At 57.1% G+C, this 22,052-nt stretch carries 17 protein-coding genes; 9 read left to right on the top strand and 8 right to left on the bottom strand.

The window, feature by feature from the left end:
- Positions 1 to 12 precede the first annotated feature (12 nt).
- On the top strand, positions 13 to 2,244 hold the full coding sequence (gene hypF / locus HMPREF0201_RS21015) for a carbamoyltransferase HypF (RefSeq protein WP_039898969.1): 2,232 nt from the start codon (positions 13 to 15) through the stop codon (positions 2,242 to 2,244).
- A 4-nt stretch (positions 2,245 to 2,248) separates the two neighbouring features.
- Positions 2,249 to 3,271: a HoxN/HupN/NixA family nickel/cobalt transporter gene (locus tag HMPREF0201_RS21010; protein ID WP_016538788.1), complete on the top strand. Its 1,023-nt coding sequence runs from the start codon at positions 2,249 to 2,251 to the stop codon at positions 3,269 to 3,271.
- 34 nt (positions 3,272 to 3,305) lie between these two features.
- Here the strand turns inward: HMPREF0201_RS21010 and avtA are convergent, their stop codons facing one another.
- The 3 genes from avtA to HMPREF0201_RS20995 form a co-directional block, all read right to left on the bottom strand.
- A complete protein-coding gene (gene avtA, locus HMPREF0201_RS21005; RefSeq protein ID WP_016538787.1) occupies positions 3,306 to 4,556 on the bottom strand; it encodes a valine--pyruvate transaminase in 1,251 nt (416 codons plus the stop codon).
- Between the two features lie 924 nt (positions 4,557 to 5,480).
- A complete protein-coding gene (locus HMPREF0201_RS21000; protein ID WP_016538786.1) occupies positions 5,481 to 7,511 on the bottom strand; it encodes an alpha-amylase in 2,031 nt (676 codons plus the stop codon).
- Between the two features lie 120 nt (positions 7,512 to 7,631).
- Positions 7,632 to 8,399, bottom strand: coding sequence for a hypothetical protein (locus HMPREF0201_RS20995; protein WP_016538785.1), 768 nt, complete (start codon positions 8,397 to 8,399; stop codon positions 7,632 to 7,634).
- Positions 8,400 to 8,745: 346 nt separating this feature from the next.
- Here HMPREF0201_RS20995 and HMPREF0201_RS20990 point away from each other — a divergent pair, with 346 nt between their 5' ends.
- A complete protein-coding gene (locus HMPREF0201_RS20990) occupies positions 8,746 to 9,582 on the top strand; it encodes a protein bax (RefSeq protein WP_039898967.1) in 837 nt (278 codons plus the stop codon).
- A 61-nt stretch (positions 9,583 to 9,643) separates the two neighbouring features.
- Here HMPREF0201_RS20990 and xylR read toward each other — a convergent pair whose 3' ends face one another.
- From xylR to xylF, 4 genes are all read right to left on the bottom strand, one after another.
- Complete coding sequence (xylR, locus tag HMPREF0201_RS20985) at positions 9,644 to 10,822, bottom strand: D-xylose utilization transcriptional activator XylR (protein ID WP_016538783.1); 1,179 nt, start codon at positions 10,820 to 10,822, stop codon at positions 9,644 to 9,646.
- Positions 10,823 to 10,930: 108 nt separating this feature from the next.
- The gene (gene xylH, locus HMPREF0201_RS20980; RefSeq protein ID WP_016538782.1) at positions 10,931 to 12,112 is read right to left on the bottom strand and encodes a xylose ABC transporter permease XylH; all 1,182 of its coding nucleotides are present in this window, start codon (positions 12,110 to 12,112) and stop codon (positions 10,931 to 10,933) included.
- A complete protein-coding gene (locus HMPREF0201_RS20975) occupies positions 12,090 to 13,631 on the bottom strand; it encodes a xylose ABC transporter ATP-binding protein (protein WP_016538781.1) in 1,542 nt (513 codons plus the stop codon). Before HMPREF0201_RS20975 ends, xylH begins: the two co-directional genes overlap by 23 nt.
- Before the next feature lie 49 nt (positions 13,632 to 13,680).
- A complete protein-coding gene (gene xylF / locus HMPREF0201_RS20970; RefSeq protein ID WP_016538780.1) occupies positions 13,681 to 14,673 on the bottom strand; it encodes a D-xylose ABC transporter substrate-binding protein in 993 nt (330 codons plus the stop codon).
- A gap of 372 nt (positions 14,674 to 15,045) precedes the next feature.
- Between xylF and xylA the strand changes: the two genes are divergently transcribed.
- The 4 genes from xylA (at position 15,046) to HMPREF0201_RS20950 (ending at position 19,571) form a co-directional block, all read left to right on the top strand.
- The gene (gene xylA, locus HMPREF0201_RS20965) at positions 15,046 to 16,368 is read left to right on the top strand and encodes a xylose isomerase (RefSeq protein WP_039899478.1); all 1,323 of its coding nucleotides are present in this window, start codon (positions 15,046 to 15,048) and stop codon (positions 16,366 to 16,368) included.
- A 46-nt stretch (positions 16,369 to 16,414) separates the two neighbouring features.
- Entirely contained in the window at positions 16,415 to 17,869 is a 1,455-nt protein-coding gene (xylB, locus tag HMPREF0201_RS20960) for a xylulokinase (RefSeq protein WP_016538778.1), read from the top strand.
- Positions 17,870 to 18,105: 236 nt separating this feature from the next.
- Positions 18,106 to 18,648 (top strand): isochorismatase family protein, encoded by a 543-nt coding sequence (locus tag HMPREF0201_RS20955; protein ID WP_039898965.1) that lies wholly within the window; start codon positions 18,106 to 18,108, stop codon positions 18,646 to 18,648.
- Positions 18,645 to 19,571 carry a GlxA family transcriptional regulator gene (locus HMPREF0201_RS20950; RefSeq protein WP_016538776.1) on the top strand — a complete coding sequence of 309 codons (927 nt, stop codon included), beginning with the start codon at positions 18,645 to 18,647 and terminating at the stop codon, positions 19,569 to 19,571. Before HMPREF0201_RS20955 ends, HMPREF0201_RS20950 begins: the two co-directional genes overlap by 4 nt.
- Here HMPREF0201_RS20950 and HMPREF0201_RS20945 read toward each other — a convergent pair.
- On the bottom strand, positions 19,564 to 20,559 hold the full coding sequence (locus HMPREF0201_RS20945; RefSeq protein ID WP_016538775.1) for an acyltransferase: 996 nt from the start codon (positions 20,557 to 20,559) through the stop codon (positions 19,564 to 19,566). The two genes, HMPREF0201_RS20950 and HMPREF0201_RS20945, sit on opposite strands and share 8 nt — an antisense overlap.
- Positions 20,560 to 20,686: 127 nt before the next feature.
- Here HMPREF0201_RS20945 and HMPREF0201_RS20940 point away from each other — a divergent pair, with 127 nt between their 5' ends.
- The gene (locus tag HMPREF0201_RS20940) at positions 20,687 to 21,028 is read left to right on the top strand and encodes a YsaB family lipoprotein (RefSeq protein WP_055696380.1); all 342 of its coding nucleotides are present in this window, start codon (positions 20,687 to 20,689) and stop codon (positions 21,026 to 21,028) included.
- A 108-nt stretch (positions 21,029 to 21,136) separates the two neighbouring features.
- Positions 21,137 to 22,048: a glycine--tRNA ligase subunit alpha gene (gene glyQ / locus HMPREF0201_RS20935; protein ID WP_016538773.1), complete on the top strand. Its 912-nt coding sequence runs from the start codon at positions 21,137 to 21,139 to the stop codon at positions 22,046 to 22,048.
- The last annotated feature ends 4 nt before the right edge of the window (positions 22,049 to 22,052 follow it).

The following is a 22,052-nucleotide window of genomic DNA, read 5'->3' as shown; positions in this document are numbered from 1 at the left end:
TTTGGGCAGAGGGTGAGGGGCACCGTACTCCGTATTCGCGGCAAAGTGCAGGGTGTTGGCTTCCGGCCATTCGTCTGGCAGCTTGCACAGCGCCTTAAGCTAAGCGGCGACGTCTGCAACGACGGCGAAGGCGTACTGGTGCGCCTTGGCTGCGGCCCGGACGAGCTTATTGCCGCGCTTTACCGTGAATGCCCTCCGCTGGCGCGGATCGACAGCGTGGAACAGTGGCCCTTAGAGGGAGAGGCATTGCCCCAGGGCTTTACTATCCGCCACAGCAATAGCGGCTCGATGGATACCCAGATTGTGCCGGATGCCGCAACCTGCCCGGCGTGCCTGCGGGAACTCAACGATCCAGCTGACAGGCGCTATCGCTATCCGTTTATCAACTGCACCCACTGCGGGCCGCGCTTTACCATTATCCGCGCCATGCCTTATGACCGCCCGGCAACCGTGATGGCGGCATTTCCGCTCTGCGCCGCCTGCGATGAAGAGTATCGCAACCCGATGGACAGGCGTTTTCACGCCCAGCCGGTGGCCTGCCCGGACTGCGGGCCGCAGATCTTCTGGCAGTGCGGCAAGCAGCGTATTGGGGGTGAGCAGGGGCTTCAGCGGGCCGTTAGCATCCTGAAAAGCGGCGGTATTGTCGCAATCAAAGGGCTGGGTGGCTTCCATCTCGCGGTGGACGCCCGCAACACCGCTGCGGTTGAGCGGCTGCGCAAGCGTAAACAGCGGCCTGCAAAACCGCTGGCCGTGATGGTGCCGGATGCCGAAGGATTACCGGCTCAGGCCGTCAGCCAGCTTGCCACGCCTGCCTCGCCCATTGTTCTTGTGGCGAGCAGCACTCTGGAAGGGCTGAGCGGCGCCGTTGCGCCGGGGCGTAATGAAATCGGCGTGATGTTGCCCGCCAACCCGCTTCAGCACCTGCTGATGCAGGATTTCGACGGCCCGCTGGTGATGACCTCCGGGAATGTGAACGGCAGGCCGCCCGCTATCGACAACCAGCAGGCTCTGGATGAGCTGGCGGAGATTGCCGACGGCTGGCTGCTGCATAACCGGGACATACTCCAGCGCATGGATGATTCCGTGGTGCGCGCCAGCGGCGAGGTGCTGCGCCGCGCCCGAGGTTTTGTGCCGGATGCCCTGCCTCTCCCGCCGGGATTTAGCGGCGTGCCGCCGATTCTGGCGCTGGGGGGCGATCTCAAAAATACCTTCTGCCTGGTTCGCGGCGGGCAGGCCGTGCTGAGTCAGCATTTGGGCGATCTCGCTCAGGAAGGCGTAGAGCAGCAGTGGCGGAGGGCGCTGACGCTGATGTGCGATATTTACAGCTTCAGGCCGGAGCACGTCGCCCTGGATGCTCATCCTGCTTACCGTAGTGCGAGCCTGGGGCGCGAGATGGCGCTCCCGGTTAGCCCGGTTCTGCATCATCACGCCCACGCCGCCGCCTGCCTGGCCGAGCATGGCTGGCCTTTAGACGGCGGCAAGATTATCGCCCTGGCGCTGGACGGAATTGGCTACGGCGCGGATGACCAGCTCTGGGGTGGGGAATGCCTGCTGGTGGATTACCAGACGTGCGTTCACGCTGGCGGCCTGCCTGCGGTAGCGCTGCCCGGCGGTGACCTCTCGGCGCGGCAGCCCTGGCGCAACCTGCTGGCTCAGTGCGAGGCGTTTGTCCCCGGCTGGGAGCAGTATTGTGAAACTGCGGTGCTGCGCGAGCAGAACTGGCAGCCGCTGGCGAAGGCCATTGTGCGCGGTGTTAACTCGCCGCTTGCCTCCTCCTGTGGCCGCCTTTTCGACGCGGTTGCCGCCGCGCTTGGCTGCGCACCCCTTGAGCAAAGCTACGAAGGCGAGGCCGCCTGCCGACTTGAAACGCTGGCGCTGGAAAGCGGCTTTTGCCGCCACCCGGTGACGCTGCGGTTGATGAACGGTCATCACGATATGGCCGTTTTCTGGCAGCAGTGGCTTGGCTGGCAGGCGCCGCCCGCTGCCCGCGCCTGGGCGTTCCACGACGCGCTGGCTAAAGGCCTGGCGGAGCTGGCTCGCCACCATGCGGCACTTGCCGGTACAACAACCGTTGTTTGCTGCGGCGGCGTGCTGCATAACCGCCTGATGCGCGAACGTCTCGCCTTCTATCTCTGCGATTTAAATGTTTTGTTCCCGACACGGTTGCCTGCGGGCGACGGTGCTCTTTCTCTGGGGCAGGCAGTGGTTGCTGCCGCCCGTCTTATGAACGACCCACAAGGATAAAAAGATGTTTTTGCGTGTTCTTCGTGCCAATCCACGCGCCGGTCTCCTGCTGGCGGTTTTAGCGGCGGCTAATCTTGCGGCCTGGGCCTGGGCGCTGGTGACCTTTCACCACAGTTCGGCGCTGATGGCGGCAAGCCTGCTCGCCTGGTGTTATGGCCTGCGCCATGCGGTAGATGCCGACCATATCGCGGCTATCGATAACGTTACGCGCAAGATGATGCAGGAGGGCAAGCGCCCGTTTGGCGTCGGCGCGTGGTTCTCGCTCGGGCACTCCAGCATTGTTATCCTGGCGTCGATAGCGATTGCCGCCACGGCGGCGGCTTTCCAGAAAAATATGGGCTGGTTCCATGATGTCGGCGGCACCATCGGTACGGCGGTATCGGCCTGCTTCCTGCTGGCAATGGCGCTGGTGAACCTGATTATCCTGAAAGGCATCTGGCGTAACTTCAGCCAGTTCAGGCGCGGCGGAGCGTTAACGGCCGAGCAGACGGAAATCACCGGCGGCGGCATGATGAGCTGGCTGTTTAACTCCACCTTCCGACTGATTGGTAAAAGCTGGCATATGTATCTGGTGGGCTTCCTGTTTGGCCTGGGCTTTGACACCGCCACCGAAATTGGGGTGCTTGGTATCTCGGCCGCCAGCGCATCCAGCGGGATGTCCATCTGGTCAATTCTGGTATTTCCGGCGCTGTTTGCCAGCGGCATGGCGCTGATAGACACCCTCGACAACGTGATTATGGTGGGCGCGTACGGCTGGGCCTTCAACAAGCCGCAGCGCAAGCTCTACTACAACATGACCATCACCGGCACTTCCGTGGTGGTGGCATTGTTCATCGGCGGCCTTGAGGCGCTTGGCCTGTTGGTGGATAAGCTGGATCTTCAGGGCGGCGTCTGGGAATGGGTCGGCATGCTGAATGACAACCTCGGCAACGCCGGTTTTGTGGTGGTGGCGCTGTTTATCGCCTGCTGGGGGATTTCGATGCTCAACTACCGCTGGAAGGGGTATGACTCTTTAGCTGTTCATTAATATGAAAAACGGGGCGCAAAGCCCCGTTTTGTTTTTAAGCTTCCGCCCAGGCTCGCTCAATTTCTTCTGCCAGAATTTTCACTCCGGCTTCAATTTTCTCCGGCTCCGGCACGTAGTTCATGCGCATGCATTGATGCGTGTGCGGCCACGGCTTATCCAGCCCCGGGAAGAAGTAGTCCCCCGGCACCATCAGCACGCCGCGCTTTTTCAGGCGCTGATACAGCAGCTCGGTAGTGATAGGCAGGTCTTTAAACCACAGCCACAGGAAGATTGCGCCTTCCGGCTTGTGGATAAGGCAGCGTTCTGGCGACAGATAGCGGCGAATAACGGCGATAGTTTCGTGCACGCGCTGGTAGTAGAACGGTTTGATAACCGTCTCTGACAGGCGCAGCAGGTCTTTGCGCTTAATCATTTCGCAGGCCATCGCCGGGCCAATACCGCCTGGCGCCAGGCTAATAATGCCGTTCATGTTGCCGATGGCGGAGATGATTTTCTCGTTAGCGATAATGATGCCGCAGCGGCTTCCCGGCAGACCGAGCTTGGAAAGGCTCATGCACAGAATGATGTTCGGGTTCCACAGGGGGCGAGCTTCGCTAAAGATAATGCCGGGGAACGGCACGCCGTAGGCGTTATCGATAACCAGCGGAATGCCGTGCTGATTTGCCAGCGCATCGAGCTTCATCAGCTCTTCGTCTGTTATCACGTTGCCGGTTGGGTTGGTCGGACGCGAAACGCAAATCATGCCGGTATCTTCGCCGATATGCAGGTGTTCGAAGTCAACATGATACTTAAACTGGCCTTCCGGCAGCAGTTCGATGTTCGGGCGGGTTGAGACAAACAGGTCTTCTTCAAGCCCGGCATCCGCGTAGCCAATGTATTCAGGAGCAAGCGGGAAAAGCACCTTTTTGGTGCTGCCATCCGCATGACGTCCGGCGAAAAGGTTAAACAAGTAGAAAAACGCGCTCTGACTGCCATTTGTCAGTGCAATATTCTGTGGTTCGATATCCCAGCCTAATTCTTCGCGCAGCATTTCGGCCAGCAGTTTTAGCAGTTCACTTTTCCCCTGCGGACCGTCGTAATTGCAGAGCGTATCGGTCAGTTGGCCGTTGGCCAGCATCCCGGAGAGCAGCTGCTGGAAATAATCGTTCATCGCCGGAATTTGCGCAGGGTTGCCGCCGCCGAGCATGATAGCGCCGGGGGTGCGTAAACCGTCGTTGAGATCCTCCATCAGGCGTGTAATGCCTGCATGGCGGGTAAATTTGTCGCCGAAAAGTGAAAACGTCATAACGTGGGTCTGCTGAATACTTTTAGAAAGAGGCTAACCATAGCGCTACAAATAACGCCGTGCAAACCCGGTAATCGTAGCCTCTATTTGTGAATGTGCTGTGTGATTCGTGCTATGCAGCAGGATCTGTTGAATGGTGAGGGCATAGCTGCGAGATTGAAAGCAACGCTTACTTTCAGGATGGCTGTTAGCTAAACAGAACAAATAACCTCTGCAAGCCCGGTTATATTCCGTTCACCCGTAAATTTGTTTTCCCTGCACGCGCAGAGAACGGTGAACGTGTCAGGGGAAATTACGCCATTCCCCCTGACAACCCCCGGCGCCGGCAAACTCATCGCCGCTAAAGCGGTAAACCCCCTGCTGTCACCCAACAGTCACGGTCGTTCGCGATCCGTTCCCGACGATCGCTCTCTTTCGCTGCTCCCGGCAGCTCCACCCCGCCTGTACTGGGTCAACGCCGGGGACGCTGAGAGCCGGGGACAAGGGCGTGGCTGCGAGATTTAATCGACGCGGAGGTTCAGAGTGGCTGTGGGATTAAGGCGCGGCACTTGTTCCGGCTTAAATCGCCTCCGTTTTCTCTCCGACTGACCAGGGTCCGGACGCCGGGAGCGGGCGGAGGCTGTGAGCGTCGGGAACGCATCGCAGCCGACCCAGGGCTGGGAGATAAAACGGAGGTTTACCGCTTGCGGCGATTTATCTCGCCGGGAGTCCGGGTTCTCAGGGGAGTGACGGCGACTCCCCTGAGACGTTCACCGGTTCGGTGGCTGCATATGAAGCAGCGCTGGAAGTGAACGGAATCATCTTCGGATTTACATAAACGGCAGCTCCACCCCACCTGCACCGGGTTAAACCCGTGTGCGTTGAGTGCCGGGGATAAGGGCATCGCTGCGGGATTCAACGCCACGCTTACTTTCATAATGGCGGCTACCGGTTACCCGCCCAAACCACCATCACCTTGTCATCTCCGCTCTTCCGGCTAAAGGCGTAACCCTGCTTCGCGCTTAGCGTCGTCTGTTTTCCGGCTCCCACGGCCAGGTGGCGGGCGCGGAACTGGCTGAGTTTTTGCCAGTGGGCGAGCGTGGCGGCGCTCTTGCCGTTGATATCCTGCCAGTTCATGTCTGACCTCGTGCCCTGCAGCGGGTCGGAGCCTGTTGGGCCAAATGGGCGTTCGGTTTCGTCGCCATAAAATATCTGCACCGCGCCGGGTGCGAGCATTAATAGCTCAGCCGCTTTCTGGCCGCCCTCGCGGAACAGGCGGGTGTCGTGGGAGGATAGATAACTTAGCACGTTGAATTGCTGCAACTTCTCCGCCATTTGCTGCCAGGTGGGGCCGATGTTTGCCAGGCAGTCCGTCGCCTTCGCCGCCTGCTCCTGATAGTCGAAGTTGATCATTGCGTCGAAGCCGCTGGCGTAGTAATCGCTTTTCATCACGCCGTGGCCCCAGGATTCGCCGGTCATCCAGAACGGCGCGTCGTCGAGTTTTTTCTCCGGGTTCGCTTTTTTCCATTCGACTAATGCCGCGCTGGCCTGGTCTTTTAGCTGTTGCCACGCGGCCTTTTCAACGTGTTTGGCGGTATCCACGCGGAACCCGTCAATGCCGTAGTCGCGTACCCACTGGCTAAGCCAATGGGTCAGGTAGTCCCGCACGGTATAACCGGGCAGCGCCTTAGCATGGGTATCCGGCTTATGGGCGTAGAAGGTTGGCAGCCCTGCGGGCGCAGTAGCTTCGGTTTTCAGGTCTGGCAGGAAGGCCAGAGACATCGTTAAATCGTCAAAGCCGGGGTTGTCGTAGTCGCCGATGTCGGTTCTTATCCACGCTTTTCCCCACCATTTATCCCAGGCGGCCTTGTCGCTGAAATTGATGTAGTCGTTAAAGCTGTGCCAGCTCTGGCCGGGACCCGGCTTCCAGTCTGTCCAGCGCTTGCCGAGAATCGCCGTAAGCTCTGTGCCTTTGAGATAGAGTCCGCCAAACTGGTATTCCTGCATGTCGGCGAGCGTGGCATAACCGGTGTGGTTCATGACTACGTCGAATAAGATACGCATCCCGCGTTTGTGCGCCTCATCGACCAGTCTTCGTAGATCCGCCTCGTCGCCCATATTGGCGTCGAGACGCGTCCAGTCCTGGGTGTAATAACCGTGATAGGCATAATGTGGAAAATCGCCTTTAGTGCCGCCGCCAACCCAGCCGTGGATTTGCTCCAGCGGCGAGCTTATCCACAGCGCGTTGACCCCAAGCTGCTGAAGATAGTCCAGTTTGCCGGTTAGCCCGGCGAGATCGCCGCCGTGGAAGGTGCCGATTTCCTGCATGCCGTCTTTATGGCGGCCATAGCTGTTGTCGTTGGCCGGGTTGCCGTTCTCAAAGCGGTCGGTAAGGACGAAATAAACCGTGGCGTTATGCCAGCTGAACGGCGCGGTGCCGGTCGTGGCGGCCTGCTCGAGCAGCAGCAGGCCGCCGCTTCCTGCGTCCGGAGTCAGGGTAATGTGGCCCTGTTCGACTTTCGCCGTTGCGCCGCTGTAGAAGTCCCGCACCGTAGAGCCTTCCGCGAAGGTGCTGCTGACGTCAACCGTGAGCGGCTGGCCATCCCATCGCGGGCACTGTTTGACGATTTGCTCAGGCTCGCTGCTGGTTTCCTGTTTAACGTTCAGCAGCAGGGTTGGCGTGCCGCTGCGGGTATCCACCTGAATCTGATACTGCCCGGCACGGAAAAGCCGCCACTGGGGTGCATCGCCTTCACAGGGTTTAAGCGAGAGTACCTGATTCAGCCTGATGGCTTCTGCGGGCTGCCAGCAGCGGCTATCCAGCATCAGGCTCAGCGGACGCGCGCCTTTATCCAACTGAGCATTGCTGATAAACAGGCCGGGGCTGGTTTCCTGAAAGGGAGGCAGGCCAGAGGCACTCCAGCCCGCATGGGCCAGGCAGGGAGCGAGTAGCAGACTGAGGGTAAGCCGTTTCATACGCGTCGTCCGGTGAGGATTTATTGCGCAGTGTGCCACCGGATGAAGTTTTTTCGCTCATCCCGCCTGCCCGTTATGCGGGGTGGAGCAGAGAGGGTGAGTGACGGAGATAACGTTTTGCTATTTGTTCGGCAGCCACTGGCCGAAATGGGCGCTCAGGGTATTGCGGGTCGCCAGCAGTTCGTCGATGGTTTTGGTCAGCCTGGCGTTCAGGGTTTCACACTGTTCGAAGTTGTAATGGCTGTCGGCACGCAGATTTTCGAGTTTTTCGTGCAGGCTGGCGACTTCCGCCTCGGCCCTGTGGCGTGCTTCCTGCTGGGTTTTGATCAGCTCGTCGGCGGCTTGCAGGCGCTGGTTTAGCTCGGCTTTTTCACGCTGGTGGCTTTCAACTAGCCCGGAGCCTGACTCCCTCTGGCGGTTAAACAGGCTTTTAAGCTCGTCGATTTCGCGCTGCATGACGCTGCGCACCAGGGCCGACTCCTTAAGGTGCATCTCCTGGCTAATGTTCAGGGCTTTTTGCAGTTCGGAGACCTGTTTTTCATATCTACGCAGGCGCTCGGTGGTTTCCGGCCTGTCCTGCTGTAAGGGTTGTTGACCTGCGTTTTGTTGCGCCTGGCGCAACTGGGCAAGCAGGCTGGCGGAGAGCGACTCGGCTTCTCTGAGGCGTTTGAGGGTTTCCGGAGAGTCCTGATAAACCGTTTTGGCCTGCGGCGGTTTCTCGCTAATGCGCACCAGATTCACGTTCACCAGGGCCGCGCTGACTTCCGCCTGAATTTGCTCTTTATTATGCATCTTCATACGGTTGCATGCGCTGGCTAAGAAGCTTGCGGCTTCATTTGCATTAGCGGTAGCGAAGGCTTTTTTTATCAGGTTCTGAACCAGGCTCATGTTTGCCAGTTTTCCTGTATTAAATGTTATCTGAGCGCTTTTGCCCGGTCACACCTCGCCGAAGCACAGCTGCCGCCATCTTAAAAATATAACCAAAAATTAAACTCTCTAAACCCAGGAATAAGCCTCAACAGTCCATTTTTTACTGAAATGCTGAACTGTGATTAACCCCCGAATTTTACAATACTTTTTGCCACTATAAGAAGTTCTTAGGTGACATTGTTTCGGAATGGGACTATTTCTTAACGTGCTCTGAACGGTTAAATTTGATAGTATTCGCCCCTAATTTTCTAAAACCTTTTATAAAATAAGGCACTGGAAACGATCGATCCGACTAGGAGAACTCATGATATCACCCCCATTCCGACGATTCGGGGCCGCGATACTCATGTTACTGACCGTGGGCTTTTCAAGCCAGGTATTAGCCAGTAAACATGAGCCTAAGTCGCACAGTAAAGCCCATATAACGAAAGTAAGCAGTAAAAAAACGGTAAGTAGTAAACTGGCAAGTAGTAAAAAAGAGTATTCTCGCAATAGTGAAAATGGTTCGCTTCCTGATTTGCGAAAATACCCTTCCGGAACACCAAGGAAAAAAGCGTTTCTCCGGACGGTCATGCCATATATTACCCGCCAAAATGCAGCGATTACCGCAGATCGTAACTGGTTGATTTCAAAACAGTACGAGAAGCGCTGGTCGCCGAGCGAACGTGCTCGTCTGAAAGAAATCACCCAGCGCTACAAGGTAGCATGGCGCGGCAACACCAATCGCGTGCCGTGGAACAATCTGCTGGAGAAGGTTGATATCATCCCTACCAATATGGTGGCGACGATGGCGGCTGCAGAAAGCGGCTGGGGAACCTCGAAGCTGGCGCGAAGCAATAACAACCTGTTTGGCATGAAGTGCACTAAGCGCCACTGCAACAGCGAGCCTGGAAAAGTGAAGGGCTACCTGCATTACGGCTCGCTGAAAGAAGGCGTGAGCTCTTATGTTGCCAATCTGAATACCCATCCGGCCTATTCTTCGTTCCGCAAAGAGCGCGCCAAGCTGCGTAAAGCGGACCAGGAAGTTACCGCCAACAATATGATCCATAAGCTGAAAGGGTATTCGACTAAGGGTTCAAGCTATAACAATTATCTGTTTGCTATGTTCCAGACTAACCAGCGTTTAATGGTGCCAAATTAAAGTCGGTACGCTAGCGAAATAATACAAATGCCCTCTCAGGAGGGCATTGTTATTTATGGTGTTAAACTAAAACTTCGCTAAATCGGTCGCGGTGTTCTTTTGGCGTCGCGTCGTACTCTTTTTTAAATACCGAATAGAAATATTGCAAAGAAGGGTAGCCGCACATTTGTGATATCTCGTTGATAGAGAGCGAGGTCGAAATTAGCAGGCTGCGCGCCTTTTCAAGTTTTTCCGCGTGGATAACCGCGTGGATCGTTTCCCCCACTTCCTCTTTAAAGCGCTTCTCCAGATTGGAGCGAGAAATACCCACCGCATCCAGCACCTGCTCGACCTTAATACCCTTGCAGGCATGATTGCGGATGTAATGCATCGCCTGTATGACCGCCGGATCGTGCAGCGAGCGGTAGTCGGTTGAGCTGCGCTCCACCACCCTCACCGGCGGCACCAGCACGCGCTGCAAAGGCAGGTTTTCATCAGCCAGCAGCCGGTGCAGCAGCTTGGCCGCCTGGTAGCCCATCTGGCGGGTGCCCTGGGCAACGGAGGAGAGTGCCACCCGCGATAAGTAGCGGGTTAATTCTTCATTATCGATTCCAATGACACACAGCTTTTCCGGCACCGGGATATGAAGATGCTCGCAAACCTGGAGAAGGTGGCGCGCCCTCGCATCCGTCACCGCGATTATCCCGGTTTGCGGAGGCAGGGTTTGCACCCAGTCGGCGAGCCGATTTTGCGCGTGCTGCCAGTTTTCCGGTGCGGTTTCGATGCCCTGATAAACCACGCCGCGATATTTTTCCTGCGCCACTAACTGGCGGAAGGCGTGCTCACGCTCCGCGGCCCAGCGCTTACCGCTGGAGCCAGGCAGCCCGTAAAAAGCGAAGCGCTGTACGCCTTTCTCTTTCAAATGCAAAAAAGCGCTTTCCACCAGCGCGTGGTTGTCGGTGGCGATGTAATGCACCGGCGGGTAGTGCTCAGGAAGATGATATGAACCGCCCACGCCGACAATTGGTACGCCGGCACCGGCCAGCAGGCGCTCAATTTCCCGGTCGTCGAAGTCGGCGATAACGCCGTCGCCCAGCCACTCTTTTATGTTGTCGATACGAGCGCGGAAATCCTCTTCGATGAAAATATCCCACTCGGATTGAGACGCCTGCAAATATTCACCGACGCCCTCGACCACCTGGCGGTCGTACACTTTGTTGGCATTGAATAACAGCGTGATGCGATGACGTTTCTCAAACATGCTGATGGTTTCCTGAAAATAGCCTCGTGTCTCAATATCACAGCCATAACAGCGCCGGGGAACGCCGCCCCGGCATTGTGATCGCTTGCACGTTTTGCCGCTGGTCGTTTAAGCTCGACGTTTGGTCGCGGAATCCATCCATACCGCCAGCAGCAAAATGGCCCCTTTGACGATGTACTGCCAGAAGGTGGGCACATCCATCATGCTCATGCCGTTGTCCAGCGAGGCCATGATAAAAGCCCCCATTACCGCGCCGGCCACGCTGCCGATGCCTCCTGCCAGGCTGGTGCCGCCGATAACGCAGGCGGCGATGGCGTCCAGTTCGGCAATATTCCCGGCAGAAGGGGAACCCGCACCGAGGCGCGAGCTTAAAATCAGCCCGGCAATCGCCACCATCAGGCCGTTAATCGCGAAGACCGCGAGCTTGGTGCGTTCGACGTTAATCCCGGACAGGCGCGCGGCATCGATGTTGCCGCCGATGGCGTAAATACGGCGGCCAAAGGCGGTACGCGTCGCCATGAACATGCCGGCCAGCAGCAGCAGGGCGAGGATTAATACCGGGGTTGGCACGCCACGGTAGTCGTTCAGCAGCCAGATAGCCCCGAGGATAATCACGGCGGTTATCGCCTGGCGACTCACCATGCCGCTGGATGCAGGAGCGACAAGCCCAAGTGCCTGGCGGCGCATGCGCAGCCGCCACTGCCAGGCAATGAACCCCATCAGCCCGATGACGCCAACGCCAAAGCCGATACCGTCCGGCAGGTAGCTCTGGCCAATTTGCGACATCGCCGCGCTGGTTGGCGATATGGTCGTGCCGTTGGTAATGCCGATGAGTACACCGCGAAAGGCCAGCATCCCGGCGAGGGTGACGATGAACGATGGCACTTTGCGGTAGGCGACCCACCAGCCGTTCCAGGCCCCGAGCAGCAGGCCAAGCGCGAGGGTGACGACAATCGTCAGCGGCAGCGGCCAGCCGAGCCAGACGTCAAAAATCGCCGCGACGCCGCCGAGCAGCCCCATCATCGACCCCACTGAGAGATCGATTTCAGCGGAAATAATCACAAACACCATGCCCACGGCCAGGATGCCGGTGATAGCCGTCTGGCGCAGCAGGTTGGAGACGTTGCGGGCGCTGAGATAAGCCCCCTCGGTTTGCCAGGTGAAGAACAGCATGATGACGACGATGGCGGCTATCATCACGAAGACCTGCAAATTAAGCGCCCTGAGGCCGCCAAATGCCGGGCGGCCCGGTGCCGCAAGTTTCAGTTCAGGCGAGTTGCTTTTCGACATGGGGGTCACTCCTCAGGGCGGCTTCCATCACCCTTTCCTGGGTCAGGTTGCGGTTAATCAAATCGGCTTTTATGCGCCCTTCGTGCATTACCAGCACCCGGTCGCTGAGACCGAGCACCTCTGGCAGTTCCGAAGAGATGACAATCACAGCAATCCCCTGCTGCACCAATTGATTGATTAATTTATAAATTTCGTACTTCGCGCCGATATCGATCCCGCGCGTTGGCTCGTCGAGTATCAGGATGCGTGGGTTGAGCAGCAGGCAGCGGGCGAGAATCGCTTTTTGCTGGTTCCCGCCGCTGAGGCGGCCAATGGCAAGCTCCGGCGATGAGGTTTTTACCTTCAGGCGCCTGAGCGATTGCAGCATACAGTCCTGCTCCGCCGCCTCGTCCAGGCTGCTTAGAGGGCCGGAAAACCTGTCCAGCGCGGCCAGGGTAATGTTTTGCCCAACCGCCATCACCGGCACGATGCCGTCTTTTTTGCGGTCTTCCGGCACCATCGCGATACCGTGGGCAATCGCCTGCTGGCAGTTGTTGATATGGACGCGCTGGCCGTCAATGTACACTTCGCCTTCCCAGCGCCCCGGCCAGACGCCAAACAGGCACTGCACCGCCTCGGTTCGCCCTGCGCCGACCAGCCCGGCAATACCGAGAATTTCGCCTTTGCGCAGGGAAAAAGAAGCATCGTTAACCCGCTTAATGTGCCGGTTAATCGGGTGCCAGGCGGTGAGGTGTTCCACGCGCAGGATTTCATCCCCGGCCTGGTGCGGCTCGCTCGGATAGAGCGCGGTAAGCTCGCGGCCTACCATCATAGTGATGATATCGTCCTCGCTCATCTGTGCGGCCTGGCGGGTGCCGATGGGCTGCCCGTCCCGGATAACGCAGATGCTGTCTGAGATGGCTTTCACTTCATTGAGCTTGTGGGAGATATAAATACAGGCAATGCCGTGGGCCTGAAGGCTGCGAATAATCCCCAGCAGCGTGTCGGTTTCCTGCCCGGTGAGCGAGGCGGTCGGCTCATCCAGAATCAGCAGGCGAACCTGCTTGTTCAGCGCTTTCGCTATCTCCACCAATTGTTGCTGCCCGAGGCCTAAATCGCCCACCCGGGTATCCGGGGAGAGAGGCAAGTTCACCTGAGCCAGCAGCTTCTGGCAGCGCAGCGTCATGGTGTCGTAGTCCAACACCCCGCGGTGGGTTATCTCCGTGCCGAGGAAGATGTTTTCCATCACGGTGAGGTGCTTAACCAGCGCCAGCTCCTGGTGAATAATGGCGATGCCCTTACGCTCGGTATCGCGGATGTGGCTGGCCTGTAACAGCTCGCCCGCAAACCAGATTTCGCCTTCATAGCTGCCGTGAGGGTAGATCCCGCACAGAACTTTCATCAACGTTGATTTGCCCGAACCATTTTCGCCGCACAGCGACATGACCTCTCCGGCCTCGAGCGCCAGGCTTACGTTGTCCACCGCTTTCACCGCGCCAAAGGCTTTGGTGATATTTTTCATTTCCAGCAAATGAGGCATAACCTCTCCTCCGGGTCAGAGATGGCCCGCGTTATGGCGGGCCTGCGGCCTATAGCTCGGCTTTTTTGTGGAAACCATCGGCGATGACGGTGCTGTCGATATTGGTTTTATCCACTTCGATTGGCGTCAACAGGCGGGAAGGGACCTCTTTCAGGCCGTTATTCAGTTTGGCATCGGAGGCTGGCTGCTTACCTTCGCCCAATTCGACGGCAATTTCGGCGGCGGTATTTGCCAGTTTGGTAATGGGTTTATACACGGTCATGGTCTGGGTCCCGGCAATAATGCGCTTGATGCCCGCAAGGTCCGCATCCTGGCCGGAAATAGCGACTTTACCCGCCAGCCCCTGGGCGCTAAGCGCCTGAATAGCGCCGCCCGCCGTGGCATCGTTAGAAGCCACTACCGCGTCAATCTTGTTATTATTCGCCGTCAGTGCGTTTTCCATTATTTTCAGCGCGTTTTCCGGCAGCCAGCCGTCAACCCACTGATCGCCGACGACTTTAATTTTCCCCTCATCAATATAAGGTTTTAATACTTTCATCTGCCCGGCACGGAATAATTTGGCATTATTATCCACCGGCGAGCCGCCCATTAAAAAATAATTTCCCTGGGGTGCTTTGTTAACAATGCTTTTAGCCTGTAATTCACCGACTTTTTCATTGTCGAAGGAAATATAAAAATCAATATCGGCATTATTTATCATACGGTCATAGGCTAATACTTTTATGCCTTCACGTTTGGCCTCTGCGATCACGTTGCTTAATACCTGGCCGTTGTAAGGAATAATAACCAACACGTCAACGCCGCGGTTTATCATGTTTTCAATCTGCGACATCTGCGTTTCTTCATTGCCGTTGGCGGACTGCACAAATACTTTCGCCCCTAAAGATTCGGCTTTTTTAACAAAGATATCGCGGTCTTTTTGCCAGCGCTCGAGGCGCAGGTCATCAATCGCCATACCGATTTTGACTTCTTTTGCCATGCCGCTCACGCTGGTGAGGACAAGTGCGGCACATAACGTCAGTAAGATGTTCTTTATCTTCATTTTATTTTACCTGTAGGGAGAGAGGGCTTATCGGAGTAAAGAATGGTTCACATCAGTAGACCTTCGGATTGTTATCGCTGCGGGCGCAACCTTCAATTACAGATTTTTATCCTGGCATTATGTTTTTTGGTTTAATTGTCAATTTATGATGGCGATCGGGTTTTATATCGAGTGAATAACCTGTGGAGATAATTTATTGCCCTGGTTCAGGCTGTTGCTAATTATTTTTAGCCTCTTTTTTGAGAGCCAGCGCACGTTTGAGTATTCTCTTAATCCCGGTGTGAAATAACGTAATTGAGCAACCGTTCGGGAGACACCAGGATGAAATAACTTTCTATCCTGGCAGCTGTTTTCCTGATGACGGAGTTAATTATGCAAGCCTATTTTGACCAACTTGATCGCGTTCGCTTTGAAGGGCCGAAAACCACCAACCCGCTGGCGTTTCGCCACTACAACCCGGACGAGCTGATTCTCGGCAAACGTATGGAAGAGCACCTGCGCTTCGCCGCCTGCTACTGGCATACATTCTGCTGGACCGGCGCGGATATGTTCGGCGTGGGGGCGTTTGAGCGCCCGTGGCAGCAGGCCGGTGACGCAATGGCGCTGGCGAAACGCAAGGCCGACGTGGCATTTGAATTTTTCCACAAGCTGAACGTGCCGTATTACTGTTTCCACGATGTCGACGTCTCGCCCGAAGGCGCTTCCCTGAAAGAGTACCTGAACAATTTTGCGCAGATGACAGAAGTGCTGGCGCAAAAACAGCAGGAAAGCGGCGTGAAGCTGCTGTGGGGCACGGCTAACTGTTTCACCCATCCACGTTATGGCGCCGGGGCGGCGACTAACCCCGATCCGGACGTATTCTCCTGGGCCGCCACGCAGGTTGTAACGGCGATGAACGCGACTCATCAGCTGGGCGGCGAAAACTATGTGCTCTGGGGCGGGCGAGAAGGTTATGAAACCCTGCTGAATACCGACCTGCGGCAGGAACGCGAGCAGATCGGCCGCTTTATGCAGATGGTGGTTGAGCATAAACATAAAATCGGCTTCCGCGGCACGCTGCTTATCGAGCCTAAGCCGCAGGAGCCGACCAAGCACCAGTATGATTACGATGTCGCGACGGTCTACGGCTTCCTGAAGCAGTTTGGTCTGGAAAAAGAGATCAAAGTGAATATTGAGGCCAACCATGCCACGCTTGCGGGCCACTCCTTCCACCACGAAATCGCCAGCGCTATTGCTTTGGGGATCTTTGGTTCGGTGGATGCCAACCGGGGTGACCCGCAGCTGGGCTGGGATACCGACCAGTTCCCGAACAGCGTGGAAGAAAACGCCCTGGTCATGTACGAAATCCTCAAGGCAGGTGGGTTAACCACCGGCGGCCTGAACTTCGACGCCAAAGTACGGCGCCAGAGCACCGATAAATATGACCTGTTCTACGGCCATATCGGCGCGATGGACACCATGGCGCTGGCGCTGAAAATTGCCGCACGCATGGTCGAGGACGGCGAGCTTGATAAGCGAGTAGCCAAACGTTACGCCGGGTGGAATAGTGAGCTGGGCCAGCAAATTCTTAAAGGGCAGATATCGCTCACGCAGCTGGCACAGTACGCTGAGCAGCATAACCTGGCACCGCAGCATCAGAGCGGGCATCAGGAGCTGCTGGAAAACCTGGTGAATCACTATCTATTTGATAAATAAACCTTCCTGCGCCGCCGATAACGCGGCGCGATATTAAGGAGCTACCATGTATATCGGCATCGATCTTGGCACTTCGGGCGTGAAGGCAATCCTGCTGGGTGAAGCAGGCGAGGTGCTGGCCGCGCATAGCGAACCGCTTATCGTGTCCCGGCCTCATTCGCTCTGGTCCGAGCAAGATCCCGAAAGCTGGTGGCTCGCAACCGATCGGGCAATGCGCGCCCTGGGCGCTGAGCATCCGCTGAAGGGCGTGAAGGCTATCGGGCTTGCCGGGCAGATGCACGGTGCCACGCTGCTGGACAGTAAACAACGGGTGCTGCGCCCGGCGATTTTATGGAACGATGGCCGCAGCGGTGAAGAGTGCGCGCTGCTTGAAAGCAATGTTGAGGAAGCGCGGGCGATTACCGGCAACCTGATGATGCCGGGCTTTACCGCGCCAAAACTGTTGTGGGTGGAGCGCCACGAGCCTGCAGTCTTCGCCCAGATTAACAAAGTGCTGCTGCCAAAAGATTACCTGCGCCTGAGAATGACCGGCGAGTTCGCCAGCGACATGTCAGACGCGGCGGGAACGATGTGGCTGGATGTTGCTAAGCGCGACTGGAGCGACACCATGCTGGATGCCTGCCGTCTTTCCCGCCAGCATATGCCGGAGCTGTTTGAAGGCAGCGAAGTCACCGGCGTGCTGAAACCTGAAGTGGCTTCGGCCTGGAATATGGCTGCGGTTCCCGTGGTAGCCGGTGGTGGCGATAACGCAGCGGGCGCGATTGGTGTGGGAATGGTGGATGCCGGGCAGGCAATGCTTTCCCTCGGGACATCCGGCGTTTATTTTGCGGTGAGTGACGGTTTTCGCAGCAACCCCGAAAGCGCGGTGCACAGTTTTTGCCACGCTTTGCCGAACCGCTGGCATTTGATGTCGGTAATGCTGAGTGCGGCTTCCTGCCTTGACTGGGCGGCTAAGTTGACCGGGCTTGGCTCGGTTCCCGCCCTGCTGGCCGCCGCCGAGCAGGCTAACCAGGACGCTGGCGTAGTTTGGTTCTTGCCGTACCTCTCCGGGGAGCGAACGCCGCATAATAACCCGCAGGCAAAAGGCACCTTCTTCGGCCTGACCCATCAACACGGCCCGGCAGAGCTTGCCCGCGCGGTGCTTGAAGGCGTGGGCTATGCCCTGGCGGACGGCATGGATGTGGTACACCTTTGCGGTATTACGCCGGATAGCGTAACGCTGATAGGCGGCGGCGCGCGCAGCCCGTACTGGAGGCAAATGCTGGCGGATATCAGCGGCCAGGTGCTGGACTACCGCACCGGCGGCGACGTTGGGCCAGCGCTTGGCGCGGCGCGGCTGGCACAAATCGCGCTTTCGCCCGGCCAGTCGCTGCAATCTCTGCTCCCGCAGCTGCCGCTGGAGCAAAGGCATCAACCTGATTTCAATCGCCACCAGCGCTACGCCGGGCGACGTCAGGTGTTTAATCAGATTTATCAGCAGCTTTTGCCGCTGATGTCGTGATAGCACTTCCCCTGTCTCCCGGCAGCTCCACCCCGCCTGAATTGGGTCAAAGCCGGGGACGATGGCGTGGCAACGGGATATTGCGTGAACGGAATTATCTCCGGATTAGCATAAACACCGGTAACCAAGTGATAACGGATCGTCCCAAACCACCCTCATCCTGTCCGTTTTTGGTATTAGCATTGCAATTAAGCCTTGTCAGAATGGCTTCAGGCCAACAGATGAGGAGTCCGAAAATGTCACGCACCGCGCTTATTAATATCGATACTCAACAATCCTTCTTCCACCGTGACTACTGGCAGGAGGACGATGTTCCGGCGTTTCAGCAGGCCATACTGGCGCTGATTGCCGGCTGTCAGGTCAAAGGCGTGCCGGTGGTGGATATCTTCCACGTTGACGGCGACGGCGCGTTTTCGCTGGATTCCGGTTTTGTGAAGCCGATGCCGTTCTTACGGCATCAACCTGCCGTCAGCTTCCAGAAGCACGTTCATAACGCCTTTACCGATACCGGGCTGGATCGCTGGCTACGCGACCGGGACATTAACCACCTGATTATTTGCGGTATTCGTACCGAGCAGTGTTGCGAAACAACGACTCGCGTCGCCTCCGATCTGGGCTATCGCGTTACTTTCGTCAGCGAAGCGATGCTGACCTTCCCGATGAGCTGGAAAGGCGTTACGCTGGACGCCGCGACCCTGCGCCATCGCACTGAAACGGTACTGGCAGGGCGCTTCGCAGAGATACAAACCGTAGCCGAGTGTCTGGAGTCGCTGGAATGAGTATTGGGGTCTGGTTTGTGGTGCTGCCGGGGGTGTTATCCCTCGACCTGAGCGGCCCTGCGGAAACGCTGGTGCTGGCGCGGAAGGCTTTTGAGCTGCACTACATCGGCCCGGACCCGCAGGTAGAAACCTCCATCGGCCTGACCTTCAGCGGCATTCAGCCGCTGCCGGAGCGGCTTCCTCCGGGCAGTCTGTTGGTGCTGCCCGGGGTGTGCGATTCAAACCGTTTTTTTGCCACGGCTCAGGCCGAAGAGGTACGGCGCTGGCTGACCCGGCTTCAGCCGCAGATCCACAGCCAGCAGCTTAATCTGATGTGCGTCTGCTCCGGCTCGCTGCTGGCGGCTCGGGCGGGCCTGATGAACGGCGTGCAGTGCACCACCCATCATGATGTGCTCGAGCGTTTAAAAGCGGCGGCACCGGGCGCGCAGGTAAAGGACAACCGAATTTTTGTTGAGGACCGGGGCATCTGGACCAGCGCGGGGATCACTTCCGGCATCGATCTTTCCCTGCATTTGATTAATCGCTACTGCGGCCCGCGCGTGGCGCTGGAGGTGGCGAGAGAAATGGTGGTCTGGTTCCGTCGTTCCGGCGACGATCCGCAGCTTTCTCCCTGGCTGCGCTACCGCAACCATATTCATCCGGCGGTACACCGCGCCCAGGATTTGCTGTCCGGGGCTCCCGAGCTACCCTGGCCGGTGCCGGAAATCGCCAGCCGGGTTCACGTCAGCCCGCGGCATCTTTCCCGTCTTTTCCAGCAACATCTTGGCATTTCCGTACGCGACTATCTGGAGCAGCTAAGGCTTGCGGTTGCCGAACAGCGGCTATTGCAGGGGCAGCGCATGGAGCAGGCGGCCAGCGCCGCCGGGTTTTCTTCACCCCGACAGCTGCATCGGGCCCGCTCCAGAGCAAGCGGGGCTAGCTGACCAGCTTCCAGCGGTCGAGTTTGCCAACCGCCAACGCCAGCAGCAGGCTGCCAGCAAGGGTTGCGCCAAATATCCAGAGGATATCCAGCACCGGCCAGGCGGTTATCTCGATATCGTGCGTGCGAAGATAATGAATAATCAGCGCGTGAAAACCGTAAATCCCCAGTGAATAACGTGAAATAAACGCCAGCCCGGGCAGCGGGCGCTGGTTAAGACAGTTTTTGGCGAAGACCAGCAGGCTGATGGCGGCGATAAACACCAGCGGGCCGCAGTAAACGTAAAAGGTTTCGGCGAAGTTTTGGTTAATTTCCAGCTGCCTGCGGGTGCCCAGAGAGATAGACATCACGCACAGCAGGAACAGGCCACCCGCCAGCACGCTAACCCAGTTTTTCCTCGTCTCCAGCATGCCAATTGCCCGCCCTAACAGCCCGTACAGCACGTAATAGAAAGTATCGCCGTTGATATAAAGATTAACCGGCATCCACTTCATATTGCCCAGAGTCTGCGGCACGGTATTGGGGTTCGCCACTACGCCCAGCAGCACCATCAGACCCAGAACGGTGACGGCGCTGACCTTTTTGACCTGTATCAGCGGCGAAAGCAGGTAAATCACCATAATCGCGAAGAAAAACCACAGGTGATAAAACACCGGTTTTTGCAGGATGTAGCGCAGCGCCAGGCCGACGCTTATTGGCGTAAACAGCCAGATGTAAAGCAGGGCGATGGCGCTATAGAACAGCAGGCAGCTGGAAATCCGCAGGAAGTGGCGCTGCTGAGCGCTGCGCTCGCCGAAGAACAGATAACCTGAAATCATAAAAAAGAGCGGCACGCTGACGCGTGAGGCTGAATTAAGTACGTTCGACAGATCCCAACTAAAAGCGGTCACGCTGTGTGGATTGGTAATGTACCAGGTCGTGGTGTGGATCATGACGACCATCAGGCAAGCGATGCCACGAAGGTTATCGATCCAGTTTATCTTCTGCTGCATTCGTTCCCCTGAGCCTGGATATTTCTGAGTTTGTGCCGCGCATCTTGTCATCCCCGCCGTCGCTTCGCAGAATGCGTGGTTCACGGGGAGTATGAATAAGAAACCGAGTTTAACGTACTGGCAGCGAATGATGATGGAAGAAAAAAGAAATCGACTCCTCTTAACGGTATTTTTTGCGTTTTTCCTGAGCGCGTGCAGCGCCCCACAGCAGGAAAGCCAATATGCGCAGCAGGCTCGCCCGCGGGTCAATGCCGGTGCTATGGAGCTGGCGTGTAAAAACGAAGCCGCATTACGCTACAACACCCAGCCGCAGCGTATTAATGTGTCCGATTTTAAGCAGTATCAGGCAAGCTATGAACTGGCAGGCAATACTGCCCGCAAAGAGGGCTTTACCTGTTCTTTTGACCAAAGTGGTCAGTTTTCACACCTTTCCAGTCGCGAAAACCTCAACCAACGCGCAACAACTTAACGGCTTTTCGCCTCCGGGCCGTTCCGTTGCCGTGTTGATACAACTCAACCGCTTTTGCGTATATACTGGCCGCTTCTCTTAAATCCACCGAACGCGTGCGAATTCAACATGCAAAAGTTTGATACCAAGACCTTTCAAGGCCTGATCCTGACCTTACAGGACTACTGGGCTCGCCAGGGCTGCACCATTGTTCAACCTTTGGACATGGAAGTAGGCGCAGGCACCTCTCACCCGATGACCAGCCTGCGTGCCTTAGGCCCGGAGCCAATGGCCACCGCTTATGTGCAGCCGTCCCGCCGTCCTACCGATGGCCGTTACGGCGAAAACCCGAACCGTTTACAGCACTACTATCAGTTCCAGGTGGTGATTAAGCCTTCCCCGGACAATATTCAGGAGCTGTACCTCGGGTCGCTGAAAGAGCTGGGAATGGATCCGACGATTCATGACATTCGCTTCGTGGAAGATAACTGGGAAAACCCAACGCTTGGCGCGTGGGGCCTGGGCTGGGAAGTGTGGCTGAACGGTATGGAAGTTACCCAGTTTACCTACTTCCAGCAGGTTGGCGGCCTGGAGTGCAAGCCGGTAACCGGTGAAATCACCTACGGTTTAGAGCGTCTTGCTATGTACATTCAGGGCGTAGACAGCGTTTACGACCTGGTGTGGAGCGACGGCCCGCTGGGTAAAACCACCTACGGCGACGTGTTCCACCAGAACGAAGTGGAGCAGTCCACCTATAACTTCGAATACGCCGATGTGGACTTCCTGTTCACCTGCTTCGAGCAGTATGAGAAAGAAGCCCAGCAGTTGCTGGCGCTGGAAACTCCGCTGCCGCTGCCGGCCTACGAACGTATTCTGAAAGCCGCTCACAGCTTTAACCTGCTGGATGCGCGCAAGGCCATTTCGGTGACCGAGCGTCAGCGCTACATTCTGCGCATTCGCACCCTGACCAAAGCCGTGGCCGAAGCCTACTACGCTTCTCGTGAAGCGCTTGGCTTCCCGATGTGCAATAAGAAAAACTAGAGAG

Source organism: Cedecea davisae DSM 4568, from assembly GCF_000412335.2.
GTDB lineage: Bacteria > Pseudomonadota > Gammaproteobacteria > Enterobacterales > Enterobacteriaceae > Cedecea > Cedecea davisae.
This window is presented reverse-complemented; position numbering and strand designations above follow the sequence as displayed.

Bases quoted from the DNA above. Each gene is read 5' to 3' on its own strand.
- HMPREF0201_RS21010 (WP_016538788.1), top strand. From the start codon at position 2,249: ATGTTTTTGCGTGTTCTTCGTGCCAATCCACGCGCCGGTCTCCTGCTG.
- avtA (WP_016538787.1), bottom strand. From the start codon at position 4,556: ATGACGTTTTCACTTTTCGGCGACAAATTTACCCGCCATGCAGGCATT.
- HMPREF0201_RS21000 (WP_016538786.1), bottom strand. From the start codon at position 7,511: ATGAAACGGCTTACCCTCAGTCTGCTACTCGCTCCCTGCCTGGCCCAT.
- HMPREF0201_RS20995 (WP_016538785.1), bottom strand. From the start codon at position 8,399: ATGAGCCTGGTTCAGAACCTGATAAAAAAAGCCTTCGCTACCGCTAAT.
- HMPREF0201_RS20990 (WP_039898967.1), top strand. From the start codon at position 8,746: ATGATATCACCCCCATTCCGACGATTCGGGGCCGCGATACTCATGTTA.
- xylR (WP_016538783.1), bottom strand. From the start codon at position 10,822: ATGTTTGAGAAACGTCATCGCATCACGCTGTTATTCAATGCCAACAAA.
- xylH (WP_016538782.1), bottom strand. From the start codon at position 12,112: ATGTCGAAAAGCAACTCGCCTGAACTGAAACTTGCGGCACCGGGCCGC.
- HMPREF0201_RS20975 (WP_016538781.1), bottom strand. From the start codon at position 13,631: ATGCCTCATTTGCTGGAAATGAAAAATATCACCAAAGCCTTTGGCGCG.
- xylF (WP_016538780.1), bottom strand. From the start codon at position 14,673: ATGAAGATAAAGAACATCTTACTGACGTTATGTGCCGCACTTGTCCTC.
- xylA (WP_039899478.1), top strand. From the start codon at position 15,046: ATGCAAGCCTATTTTGACCAACTTGATCGCGTTCGCTTTGAAGGGCCG.
- xylB (WP_016538778.1), top strand. From the start codon at position 16,415: ATGTATATCGGCATCGATCTTGGCACTTCGGGCGTGAAGGCAATCCTG.
- HMPREF0201_RS20955 (WP_039898965.1), top strand. From the start codon at position 18,106: ATGTCACGCACCGCGCTTATTAATATCGATACTCAACAATCCTTCTTC.
- HMPREF0201_RS20950 (WP_016538776.1), top strand. From the start codon at position 18,645: ATGAGTATTGGGGTCTGGTTTGTGGTGCTGCCGGGGGTGTTATCCCTC.
- HMPREF0201_RS20945 (WP_016538775.1), bottom strand. From the start codon at position 20,559: ATGCAGCAGAAGATAAACTGGATCGATAACCTTCGTGGCATCGCTTGC.
- HMPREF0201_RS20940 (WP_055696380.1), top strand. From the start codon at position 20,687: ATGATGATGGAAGAAAAAAGAAATCGACTCCTCTTAACGGTATTTTTT.
- glyQ (WP_016538773.1), top strand. From the start codon at position 21,137: ATGCAAAAGTTTGATACCAAGACCTTTCAAGGCCTGATCCTGACCTTA.